Raw genomic sequence first — 12,023 nt, 5'->3', positions numbered from 1 at the left:
ATCGACGCGGGTCCACGGCCGTCAAGGCACCGGGGGCCCCGTGAGCCGTGGAGCCGTCGTGAGTGTCAGTGACCCCGTAAGAACCGTCGACCTCGCCGCAGAGGTGAGCGTCCGGGAACAGAAGCAGCGGCTGCGCCGGCGCCTTGAGTGCCTGATCGGGGCCGCCGCCACCGAAGGCAACCAGGTTCTCCGCCTGCGTAACGGCGACGAGATCTTCCCCGCGATGCTCCGGGCCATCCGTGGCGCGGAGCACACCATCGACATGATGACCTTCATCTACTGGCGAGGGGAGATAGCCCGGGAGTTCGCCGGGGCACTCGCCGACCGCGCCCGGGCCGGAGTGCGCGTACGGCTGCTGCTCGACGGCTTCGGCGCCCGGCGGATCGAGAGCGGCCTGCTCGACGACATGGAGGCGGCCGGCGTCCATGTCGCGTGGTTTCGCAAGCCGCTGTGGCTCTCACCGCTCAAGCAGAACCACCGCTGCCACCGCAAGGCCCTGATCGTGGACGAGCACACCGCCTTCACGGGCGGCGTCGGCATCGCCGAGGAATGGTGCGGCGACGCCCGCAACCCCGGCGAGTGGCGCGACACCCACGTCCAGGTGCGCGGCCCCGCCGTCGACGGGATAGCCGCGGCGTTCGCCCAGAACTGGGCGGAGTGCCATGCGGAGCTGTACGACAGCCGGGACCGCTTCACCGAGCACTCCCAGCACGGCGACTCGGTCGTGCAGGTGGTGCGCGGCTCCGCCAGCATCGGCTGGCAGGACATGCAGACGCTCATCCGGGTGATGCTCACCTCCGCCGAGAAGCGCTTCCGGCTGGCCACCGCGTACTTCGCCCCCGACCAGTACTTCGTCGACCTGCTCTGCGCCACCGCACGGCGCGGGGTCACCGTGCAGATCCTGCTGCCCGGCGAGTACACCGACCAGCGAGCCAGCCAGCTGGCCGGGCAGCGCCACTACAGCACCCTGCTCGCGGCCGGCGTCGACATCCGCCAGTACCGGCCCACCATGATGCACGCCAAGATCATCACCGTGGACGAGGTCGCGTCCCTCATCGGGTCGACCAACTTCAACCGGCGCTCCATGGACCACGACGAGGAAGTGATGCTCGCCGTGCTCGACGAGTCGTTCACCGCCACCCTCAACGAGGACTTCGACGAGGACCTCGCCGTCAGCGGGCCGCTCAGCCCCACCGGCTGGAGGAGGCGCTCCGTCCTCCACCGCGCCCTGGAGACCGCGGTCAGTCCCATCCGGCGTTTCCTCTGAAAGCGCCGGCCCGCACCGCGTACGAATCGCCAGGCATGGGAAACGCGGCACGGGGTACGCGCTGATCACTGGCTCGCCAGATGATCAATGGACATGTGTGTACGCGGGAGGGGACAGGGCGATGACGACTGCTGTGGCCAGGGGAGCGGAGACCGGAGCCGGTGTCACGGACCTGCCGGAGGTGGACGCCCCGGGGAGTCTCGCCCCCAAGGACGCCCGTGCCCTGTCGAGAATGTTCTTCGACAAGCTGGCCGTCCTGGAGGAGGGCACGCCGGAGCACCAGTACGCCCGCAACACCCTCATCGAGATGAACATGTCGCTCGTCCGCTACGCGGCCGGCAGATTCCGCAGCCGTGGCGACCAGATGGAAGACATCGTCCAGGTCGGAATGATCGGACTGATCAAGGCGATCGACCGGTTCGAGCTCTCCAGGGAAGTCGAGTTCCCCACCTTCGCCGTGCCGTACATCGTCGGCGAGATCAAGCGGTTCTTCCGCGACACCTCGTGGGCCGTGCACGTGCCGCGACGCCTGCAGGAAGCACGCGTCGAGCTGGCGAAGGCGACCGAGGAACTCAGCACCCGGCTCGGCCGCGCCCCCAAGGTCTCCGAACTGGCCGCCCTGATGAGCCTCTCCGAGGACGAGGTCATCGAAGCCCGTCTCGCCTCCAACGGCTACAGCTCCACCTCCCTCGACGCCGCGATCACCAACTCGGACGACGACGACACCGCTCTCGCCGACTTCATCGGCGCCGAGGACCCGCGCATGGAACTCGTGGAGAACTTCCAGTCCCTGGCCCCCCTCATCGACCGCCTCGACGACCGCGACCGCCGTATCCTGCACCTGCGCTTCGTCGAAGAGCTCACCCAGGCGGAGATCGGCGAACAACTCGGCGTCTCCCAGATGCACGTCTCCCGTCTGCTCACCCGCATGCTCGGCCGGCTGCGTGCCGGAATGCTCGCCACGGACTGAGCCGGAGCGCCGGCGGGCCGGCACACATGTCCGCGCCGGCCGTGCCCGGTGCGACGGAGGGCAGCGGAAGGGCGCCATGGGAACGGCCGTACACGTACCACAGACCCGGGACATGGTCGGCGCCGAGCTGTCGGGGGACGAGGCCTTCGCCGCCCTGCGGCGCTACGGCGGCCGCAAGCTGGTCACCGACTCCTTCGCACGCTTCCGTTACGCGGACGGGTTCAGCTTCGCGCGGAGCCTGGGATACCAAGTGGTCCTCGGCGTCGTGCCGTTCACCATCGCCCTCGTCGGCATCGCCACGACCATGCACACGGAAGGCTTCGGGCGGGCCATCGAGTCGGCCCTGGCCCGCATCGTGCCCGGCATCAGCGGGGACGTGGTGCGCCAGGTGCTCGCCGACACCCGGCGCAGCGCCGGTGGCACGGCCGGCGCGGTGGCCATGTGGCTCGGCCTGGGCTTCGCGGTGGTCAACCTGGCATCGGCCATGGGCCAGATCGAACGCGGCTGCAACCGCATATACGGCATCGAGCGTGACCGGCCCTTCGTCATGAAGTACGCCAGGGGTGTGGTCCTCGCCCTGTGCGCGGGCCTCCCGCTCGGCGGCGGATTCCTCGCCATCGTCGCGGGGGAGGAGATCGGGCAGGCCGTGGTCCAGGCGCTGCACTGGCCGCCGTCCCTGGTCACCTGGTGGGGCCGTGTCCATCTGCCGGTCGGGATCATCCTCGCGGCGCTGGCGTCGGCCGTCATCTTCCGGTGGGCGCCGCGCCGCGATCAGCCGGGTTACACCTGGCTCATCTTCGGGTCGGGCGTCCATCTGATCCTGTGGGTCGGCGCGACGGGTCTGCTGGCCCTCTACATCAACGAGAGCGGCTCGTTCGGAGCCGTGTACGGCCCACTGAGCGCGTTCGTCGCCCTGCTGCTGTGGGCGAACGTGACCGGTTCCGCGCTGTTCCTGGGCATCGCGTTCGCCGCCCAGCTCGAAGCGGCCCGGGCCGGTGCCACCGAGCCCGTCCACCCGGACCCCGGGCCCGGACGCTGAGCGGAACGACGTGCGGAACGACGAGGAACGACGAGCGGTCGGCGCGCTCCGCGACGGTGCGGATGCGCGTGGGTGCGTGCGTGCGGGTCAGGCGGTCTCGGCGGACGCCGGCCCGTCTCTGTGCGGTTCCTCCACCGTCCCGCTCTCCTCGAGGGCGTGGCGGAAGCTGCTCAGGCCCGCGGTGAGTGCGGCGCGTTGTGCGTGGGGCATGGCGTCGATGACGTCGAGGAGCGCGGCTTCGCGCCGGGCCCGCAGGTCCTTGAGGTGCTTGCGGCCGCGGCTGGAGAGGCGCAGGTCCACTTCCCTGCGGCTGGCGGTGCTGGGGGAGCGCTCGATGTAGCCGAGGGCGTCGAGGCGGTCGCACATCCGGCTGATGGAGGAGGGCGCCGATCCCAGGACGTCCCCCAGCGTGCGCAGGTTGATCGGGTGCTCGCGGTCCAGGATGTACAGCACGCGTAGTTGTGAGGCGGACACCGGGGCCGGTGAGGTCAGGTCGCGGCCCTTGTTCCAGAGCACTTCGAGCAGTTCGATCACCTCGCGGGCGGCGTGCGCGGCGGCATCCCGGTCGGCGCCCGCGGAAGTCTCGAAACGTGCGTTCTCCCCCGTGAGACCCTGAAACGGCCTTGTCCGGCGCTGAGACATGGGCCCTCCTCGATACTGCTGACGGACAACCTCATACCCGTGGAGCCCCCGCCGGCGGTCGGGGACGTCATGGGTGTCGGGCCAGCCTATGCCCATGTCCATGCCCCGGCGTCTGCGGCAGCTCGTCGAGCCATCGAGCGGTCGCGCGGCTCACGCCCCGCTCAGGCGGCCGATGTCCCGGGGATCCAGACCGGTGAGTTCGGCGACGCGGGACGCGGGGACGCCGGCGGTCAGGGCCCGGCGCACGAGCGCCTCCCAGTCCTGGGTCGTCTCCCGGAACGCCACCAGCCCGGCCTCCGCCTCGGTGACCGAGTGCGGAGCGCACTCCTGGTGCACGCGCGCCGACTCCTCCGCACTCAACGGAACGGGCAGGCACTCGACCCCCTGGGGAACGAGCGCTTCGGCCCCGGCGGGCAGGATCCTGACCCGGTCCGAGGACGCCGCCACCTCATGGGCCTCCAGCCACGCGCGCACGGCGGGCGTTTCCGCGCATTCCCCGTCGTCGACGGCCGCCAGGGCCGCGCCCACCCGGGGGTGCCGGTCGGGGAGCAGGAACAGGTAAGCGTCGTCGGCCATCGTCTCAAGCGCCTCCTTCGATCGGTCCCGCCCGCGCCCGACAGGGCACGGGCGGGCTCTGACACCGGCGCCGCACGAACCGCTCGGGCCGCGCGGACGACGTGTCATACCACTCGGATACCGATGAGACAGGTGTCGTCGTCGGTGTCCGACTTGCTGTGCGTGAGCAGACCGTCGAGCCGCTGCTCAAGCGTGTTGGTCGGTATACGGGCGTTGGTGAGCAACTGGGCCAGGGAGTCCTGGACCGACTCGTCCCGGCGTTCCACCAGGCCGTCGGTGTACATCAGCAGGGTGTCGCCAGGAGCCATCTGCAACTCCTCCTCCTCGTACGAGGTCTCCGACACCGCGCCGAGCAGGATGCCGCTGACCGTGCGCAGCGTGGTCGCCTTCTGGCCCCGGATGAGCAGGGGCGGGAGATGACCCGCCCGCGCCCAGCGCAGGGTCCCCTTGTGGGGGTCGTACAGGCCGCACACGGCCGTGGCGGTGACGGGCTCGGTGAGGTAGTGCGCCACCAGGTTCAGCCAGGACAACAGTTGCCCCGGTCCGGCGCCGGTAACCGCCAGACCGCGCATCGCGTTGCGCAGCACCACCATGCTCGTGGCGGCCTCTATGCCGTGCCCGGCCACGTCTCCGACGCACAGCAGAACCTGCTTGGAGGGCAGGACGACGGCGTCGTACCAGTCGCCGCCCACCATGGACTCCGACTCCGCCGGCCGGTACCGCACGGCGATCTGCAACCCGGGACTGTCCAGCGGGGCCTGAGTGGGCGGCATGATGGCGTGCTGCAGTTGCAGCGTCAGACGGTTGCGTTCGGCGGCCTCCTGCTCGGTCCGGGCGAGCCGGTCGCGCGTCGCCGCCAGCGCCACCTCGGTCCAGTGCTGCGCGGAGATGTCCTGGTAGGCACCGCGTACCGCGAGCAGTCTCTGGTCGGCGTCGAGAACGGGCTCCGCGATGACCCTGATGTGGCGGGTGACACCGTCGGAGCGCAGCAACCGGAAGGCCGCCGACGCCGGCCGCCGGTTGTGCAGCACCGAGCGCAGGAAGCGTCCGATGGACACGGCGTCGTCCGGGTGGGCGTGAGCGGCCAGTTCCTCGAGGGGCACCGGACGCGTGGTGCGGGGAAGCCCGTAGAGGTCGAACAACTGGTCGTTCCACACGATCTGCCCCGTGACGACGTTCTCCTCGAAGCCGCCGATCCTGCCGAGGCGCTGGGCGTGCTGGAGCAGGTGCGCCACGCGCGCCGCCTCGTCCTCGACACGCCAGATGAGCAGCACGCTGCTGCCGTGCCGACTGGCGCTGATGTCGGCCACGGCGTCGAGCGGCACCTGGTCGACCAGGGCGGTCAGGGTCATCCGACGCACACGGAAGGGCTCCCCGGTGGCGTAGACACGCTCGATCTCCGCGAACAGCTCACTGCCGCCCACCGCCATGGGGTAGGCCTCGAGCAGCAACGCCCCGCTCACGGCGCTGCGCGGCCGGCCGGCCGGATCGACGAAGTGGCTGTTGACGTGGTGGACGCGGAAGTCGGCGAGCTGGCCGTCGGGCCCCAGGAAGGGGGTCAGGACCAGCGCCGGGTCGTACAGGCCCTCCGCCAGGTCCACCAGCTCGGACAGGTCCGGCGTGGTCGTCCAGGCGGCCGCGGAGGGGGTGGGCGCCGAACCCGGCCGGCCCTCGAGGGTGTGGGCGCACAGCTCGGCCAGTGCCTCGATCTGCCGCTCGATCTGCGGCGGCTGCGGCTCCAGAGCGCCGGGCCAGCAGATCTCCAGGATCCCGTGGAGGCGGCCCCCGGTTCCGGCGGGGACGGCGACGCGGCCGCCACCCGGGTTGTGGGACCAGCCGATGGAGGGCAGCCCCAGCGCGGACTGCGACGCGGCCCGCACGGCCTGCCGTTCGCTCAGCGCCTGGCGGGCCAGGGTGGAGACCCCCGGCGGTACGTACCGCCAGCGGACGGCCTCGTCCGCGGGGAACCCGGCGTGCCCGGCCAGCGTCAGCGACGCGTCGGAACCCGCCGTCCACACGGCCACCGCGACGGCCCCCAGCGGGGTCAGGGCGTGGTCGAGCAAGGACTCGGCGACCGCCTGGGTGTCTCCCGCGGCCAGCGCGCCGCTCTCGGCCGTGCGCAGGCGTACACCGACCGAGGGGCTTTCCCCGGCCTCGTCCTCCGCGGCGGCCGCCGCCTCCTCACTGGTCCGCCGGACGAAGCCGGTGGCGATCTCGGTGACGTGGTCCCGCGCCGCCTGGTTGACGATGTCCGCCGCCAGCTCCAGCTGCGAGAGGCCCGACTCCTCGGCGAGCGCCTCCAGTTGCTGCGCGGCCACGGTGGGGCCGCACCGGAGCCGCTCGATCAGCACGCCCTTGGCCAGCTCGATCAGGGCGCGCCCGTCGGCCGCCGCCTGCGCCGCCCTGATCTCGCCGCGCAGGCGCTCCACCGTCGCGGCCAGCCTGCCGACGCGCGTCGTCTCCCGCGCGGCGGGGGCTGCCACCGTGGCCCCCTCGGCGTCACTCCCGAACGGGACCAACGTGTCGTGTGCCGGCTCCCGCCCGGGCGGGACGGCCGCGGAGGCCGGGGCGGCCCCGGACGCGGCGTCCGTGTCCGGCGCCGTGCCGGGCCGGACGGGGAGGGAGGCCCCCGACCGCTGCGAATGCCCGGGCATCAGCGCCTCGCCCTCCGGGACGGGCTGCCCGAGATGCTCAGGAGTGCTCATGGTGGTGCTGGCTCCTCGGTCGGAGACGAACGGTGGGGATGGGGCGGGAACCGCGGGCCGGACCGGCCCGCGGGCACGCCTCAGGCGCGGAGCCAGCGCCCGATGCAGGCGACGAGGTCGTTGGCGTCCACCGGCTTGGTGACGTAGTCGCTCGCCCCCGACGCCAGGCTCTTCTCCCGGTCGCCCGGCATCGCCTTCGCCGTCACCGCGATGATGGGCAGCCGGGCGTACGCCGGGTCCTCCCTGATCGCGGAGGTCGCGGCGTAACCGTCCATCTCGGGCATCATCACATCCATCAGGATCAGGTCGATCTCGGGGTGCTCACGCAGCGCCTCGATCCCCTTGCGCCCGTCCTCGGCGTGCAGGACCTCCATGCCGTGGAGCTCCAGGATGCCGCTGATGGCGTACAGGTTGCGGGCGTCGTCGTCCACCACCAGCACGGTACGCCCGGCGAGGGAGCCGTCGACGGGCTGCGAGGACTGCTGGCGTGTCTCCTCCGCGCGCACCAGCGGCAGCACGTCCCCCGGCTCCTCCGCCGACAGGTGCAGCGCGATCCGTTCACGCAGCTCGTCCAGGCTGGAGATCAACTCCAGCGGCCGGGTGGCCGAACGGGACTGCAGCTTCTCCTCCTGCGCCCGCTCCAGGCGCCGGCTGTTGTGCGCCAGGACCGGTACGGTCGTCACCGCCGCGTCCCCGTCCATGGCGTCCAGGAACCGCATCGCCGCGTCCTTGGGCATGTCGAGCTCCAGGACGACACAGTGGAAGGGCCCGGCGGCCAGGCTCTCGGCCGCTTCCTGCGCGCCCACCGCGGTGATGACCTCCATGTCCGCCGTACGCTTCGCGAGATCGCCGTTGCCGGACAGATCGGCCACCGCGCTCTCGGCGACCAGCGAGAGCAGCCCTCTGCCGCGTTCCTCGACGACCAGCAGCCGCCGCTTCTGCCGCGGCGCCGGGGCGAGGCGGGCCACCGGGCCGCTCAGGGTGGGATCGAGGGCGTGGTCCAGCGCGGTCCGCGCCGGTCCGACGGCGACGGTGCCGGCCTCCCAGTCGCCCCGCGTCACCGGCAGGTACAGGGTGAACGTACTGCCGCGGCCCTGCGCGCTCTCGGCGGTGACCGCGCCACCGAGGAGATGGGCGATCTCCCGGCTGATGGAGAGGCCCAGGCCGGTGCCCCCGTACTTGCGGCTGGTGGTGCCGTCGGCCTGCTGGAAGGCACCGAAGATGGCTTCCAGGTGCTGCTCGGGAATCCCGATGCCGGTGTCCTTGACACGGAAGGCGACCACGGGCCAGCCGCGGTGCACCGAGGGCGGCAGCTCGGCTTCCGCGGCCATCTCGATGCGCAGTTCGACGCTGCCCCGCTCGGTGAACTTCACCGCGTTGGACAGCAGGTTGCGCAGTACCTGCCGCAGCCGTGAGTCGTCGGTCAGCAGGTCGGTGGCCACGCCGGGAGCGGTGCTGATCGTGAAATCGAGGTGCTTCTGCGTGGTCATCGGCCGGAAGGTGGCCTCGACGTAGTCGAGGAGCTGCTGCAGCGCCACCACTTCCGGGTTGATGTCCATCTTGCCGGCCTCGACCTTGGACAGGTCCAGGATGTCGTTGATGAGCTGGAGCAGGTCGGATCCGGCCGAGTGGATGATGCCCGCGTACTCGACCTGCTTCGGGGTGAGGTTGCGGGTGGGGTTCTGCGCCAGCAGCTGGGCGAGGATGAGCAGACTGTTCAGCGGGGTGCGCAGCTCGTGGCTCATGTTGGCCAGGAACTCCGACTTGTACTTGGAGGCGAGCGACAACTGCTGTGCCCGCGTCTCCAGTTCCTGCCGCGCCTGCTCGATCTCCAGGTTCTTGGTCTCGATGTCGCGGTTCTGGGCGACCAGCAGCGCGGCCTTCTCCTCCAGCTCCGCGTTGGAGCGCTGCAACTCGTCCTGCTGTACCTGCAGTTCCTCGGAGCGCGCCTGGAGCTCCGCCGTCAGCCGCTGGGACTCGTCGAGCAGCTCGTCGGTGCGGGCGTTGGCGACGATCGTGTTGACGTTGACGCCCAGCGTCTCCATCAGCTGTTCGAGGAAGTCCCGGTGCACGGGGGTGAACGGCGTGAACGACGCCAGCTCGATGGCGCCGAGGACCTGGTCCTCGACGACGATCGGCAGCACGATGAGGCTGGCCGGGGCGGACTCGCCGAGCCCGGAGGAGATGCTGACGTAGTCGGCGGGCAGTTGCTCGACGGCGATCGTCCGGCGGCTGCGGGCGGCCTGTCCGACCAGGGACTCGCCCAGCTTGAAGCGGGCGTGGCCGGTGAAGTCGGCGGGGCGGCCGTACGAGCCGATCAACGTCAGCTCGGCGCCGCCGGTGGACTCCTCCGCCAGGTAGAAGGCGCCGTACTGGGCCGACACCAGCGGTGTGAGCTCGTCCATCACCAGCTCAGCGACGAGGGCCAGGTCCCGGTGGCCCTGCATCAGGCCGGAGATACGGGCGAGGTTGGACTTGAGCCAGTCCTGCTCCTGGTTGGCCAGGGTCGTCTCGCGGAGGGACTCCACCATCGAGTTGATGTTGTCCTTGAGCTCGGCGACCTCGCCGGAGGCGTCGACGGTGATGGAGCGGGTCAGGTCGCCCTCGGCCACCGCGCTCGCGACCTCGGCGATGGCACGCACCTGCCGGGTCAGGTTGCCCGCGAGTTCGTTGACGTTCTCGGTCAGGCGCTTCCACGTGCCCGACACGCCCTCGACCTCCGCCTGCCCGCCGAGCCGGCCCTCACTGCCCACCTCACGCGCCACCCGGGTGACCTCGGCGGCGAACGCGGAGAGCTGGTCGACCATCGTGTTGATGGTCGTCTTCAGCTCCAGGATCTCGCCCCGGGCGTCGACGTCGATCTTCTTCGACAGGTCACCGTTGGCGACGGCGGTGGTGACGAGGGCGATGTTGCGCACCTGGTTCGTCAGGTTGTTCGCCATCGAGTTGACGTTGTCGGTGAGGTCCTTCCAGGTGCCCGCCACGTTGGGGACGCGCGCCTGGCCGCCGAGCTGGCCCTCCGTGCCGACCTCGCGGGCGACGCGGGTGACCTCGTCGGCGAAGGCGGAGAGCGTGTCGACCATGGTGTTGATCACCCCGGCGAGTGCGGCGACCTCCCCCTTCGCCTCGACGGTGATCTTCTGTGAGAGGTCGCCCTTGGCCACGGCGGTCGCGACCTGGGCGATGGACCGCACCTGGCCCGTCAGGTTGGAGGCCATGACGTTGACGTTGTCGGTGAGGTCCTTCCACGTGCCGGACACGCCCCGGACGGTCGCCTGCCCGCCGAGGTTTCCTTCGGTGCCGACCTCGCGGGCGACGCGGGTGACCTCGTCGGCGAAGGCGGAGAGCTGGTCGACCATCGTGTTGATGGTCTCCTTCAGCTCCAGGATCTCGCCCCGGGCGTCGACCCGGATCTTCTGGGACAGATCACCCTGGGCGACGGCGGTGGTCACCTCGGCGATGGACCGCACCTGCGCCGTCAGGTTGTCGGCCATCACGTTCACCGACTCGGTGAGGTCCTTCCACGTACCCGAGACCCCCTTGACGTCGGCCTGGCCGCCGAGCCGTCCTTCGGTGCCGACCTCGCGGGCGACGCGGGTGACCTCGTCGGCGAAGGCGGAGAGCTGGTCGACCATCGTGTTGATGGTGTTCTTGAGCTCCAGGATCTCGCCCCGGGCGTCCACGTCGATCTTCTGCGAGAGGTCGCCCCTGGCCACGGCGGTCGCGACCTGGGCGATCGAACGCACCTGGGCCGTGAGATTGCCGGCCATGAAGTTCACCGAGTGGGTCAGGTCCCGCCAGGTGCCGGAGACCCCCTTGACGTCGGCCTGGCCGCCGAGAATCCCCTCGGTTCCCACTTCCCGTGCCATGCGTGTGACTTCGTCGGCGAACGAGGACAGCTGGTCGACCATCGTGTTGATGGTGTTCTTGAGCTCCAGGATCTCGCCGCGCGCGTTGACGGTGATCTTCTGGGAGAGGTCGCCCTGGGCGACGGCCGTCGTGACCTGCGCGATGTTACGGACCTGGTCGGTCAGGTTGCCGGCCATGAAGTTCACCGAGTCCGTCAGGTCGCGCCAGACGCCACCGACGCCCGGCACCTCGGCCTGTCCCCCCAGCCGCCCTTCGCTGCCGACCTCGCGGGCGACGCGGGTGACCTCGTCGGCGAAGGCGGAGAGCTGGTCGACCATCGTGTTGACGGTGTTCTTCAGCTCCAGGATCTCGCCCCGGGCGTCCACGTCGATCTTCTGCGAGAGGTCGCCCTTGGCCACCGCGGTCGCCACCTGCGCGATGTCGCGGACCTGCGTGGTCAGGTTCCCGGCCATGGCGTTCACCGAGTCGGTGAGGTCCGCCCAGGTGCCTGACACTCCGGGCACCACCGCCTGTCCGCCCAGGGTCCCCTCGGTGCCGACCTCCCTGGCGACACGGGTCACCTCGGAGGTGAACAGCGAGAGCTGGTCCACCATGCCGTTGAAGACGGTGGCGATCTCGCCGATCAGCCCGTCTTCCTCGTCGGGGAGCCTGGTGCCGAAATCCCCGTCCCGTACCGCTGTGAGGCCGGCCAGCAACTGCCGGAGCTCGGCCTCGCCCACCTTGCCGCCCCCGCGGGAGGGCCGTGACCGCGGCACGGCACGTGAACCTTCGACCGCCGTCTCAGCCATGACCAACCTCGTTCCGCTCAGATGCCGCGACGAAAAGACCGAACAGACGCACGCCCGGACACCCGGGTGGCCCCATGCCACTCTTTCGACACTTAACCATTGCCGTACGACAAATACGCCGCAGGCTAACCCACGCGACATCAGCAGGGCAATTGCACCCCAAAGC

7 protein-coding genes are annotated in these 12,023 nt (G+C 70.6%); 3 read left to right on the top strand and 4 right to left on the bottom strand.

Features of this window, described 5'->3' with window-relative positions; all coding sequences use genetic code 11:
- The first annotated feature begins 103 nt into the window (after window positions 1-103).
- From ABD347_RS16600 to ABD347_RS16590, 3 genes are all read left to right on the top strand, one after another.
- The gene (locus tag ABD347_RS16600; RefSeq protein ID WP_344362381.1) at window positions 104-1,267 is read left to right on the top strand and encodes a phospholipase D-like domain-containing protein; all 1,164 of its coding nucleotides are present in this window, start codon (window positions 104-106) and stop codon (window positions 1,265-1,267) included.
- A gap of 121 nt (window positions 1,268-1,388) precedes the next feature.
- The gene (locus tag ABD347_RS16595) at window positions 1,389-2,237 is read left to right on the top strand and encodes an RNA polymerase sigma factor SigF (protein WP_344361804.1); all 849 of its coding nucleotides are present in this window, start codon (window positions 1,389-1,391) and stop codon (window positions 2,235-2,237) included.
- A 76-nt stretch (window positions 2,238-2,313) separates the two neighbouring features.
- Window positions 2,314-3,276 carry a YihY/virulence factor BrkB family protein gene (locus ABD347_RS16590; RefSeq protein ID WP_344361801.1) on the top strand — a complete coding sequence of 321 codons (963 nt, stop codon included), beginning with the start codon at window positions 2,314-2,316 and terminating at the stop codon, window positions 3,274-3,276.
- An 87-nt stretch (window positions 3,277-3,363) separates the two neighbouring features.
- On the opposite strand, the gene ABD347_RS16585 is transcribed toward ABD347_RS16590, so the two are convergent.
- The 4 genes from ABD347_RS16585 to ABD347_RS16570 all read right to left on the bottom strand — a co-directional run bounded on the left by ABD347_RS16585 (window position 3,364) and on the right by ABD347_RS16570 (window position 11,857).
- Window positions 3,364-3,918: a MarR family winged helix-turn-helix transcriptional regulator gene (locus tag ABD347_RS16585; protein ID WP_344361798.1), complete on the bottom strand. Its 555-nt coding sequence runs from the start codon at window positions 3,916-3,918 to the stop codon at window positions 3,364-3,366.
- Between the two features lie 150 nt (window positions 3,919-4,068).
- The gene (locus ABD347_RS16580) at window positions 4,069-4,494 is read right to left on the bottom strand and encodes a DUF6003 family protein (RefSeq protein ID WP_344361796.1); all 426 of its coding nucleotides are present in this window, start codon (window positions 4,492-4,494) and stop codon (window positions 4,069-4,071) included.
- Between the two features lie 104 nt (window positions 4,495-4,598).
- Window positions 4,599-7,199, bottom strand: coding sequence for a SpoIIE family protein phosphatase (locus tag ABD347_RS16575; RefSeq protein WP_344361794.1), 2,601 nt, complete (start codon window positions 7,197-7,199; stop codon window positions 4,599-4,601).
- A gap of 80 nt (window positions 7,200-7,279) precedes the next feature.
- Window positions 7,280-11,857, bottom strand: coding sequence for a HAMP domain-containing protein (locus ABD347_RS16570; RefSeq protein WP_344361791.1), 4,578 nt, complete (start codon window positions 11,855-11,857; stop codon window positions 7,280-7,282).
- Window positions 11,858-12,023 lie beyond the last annotated feature (166 nt).

This window comes from Streptomyces gobitricini (genome assembly GCF_039532985.1).
GTDB classification, from domain to species: domain Bacteria; phylum Actinomycetota; class Actinomycetes; order Streptomycetales; family Streptomycetaceae; genus Streptomyces; species Streptomyces gobitricini.
This window is presented reverse-complemented; position numbering and strand designations above follow the sequence as displayed.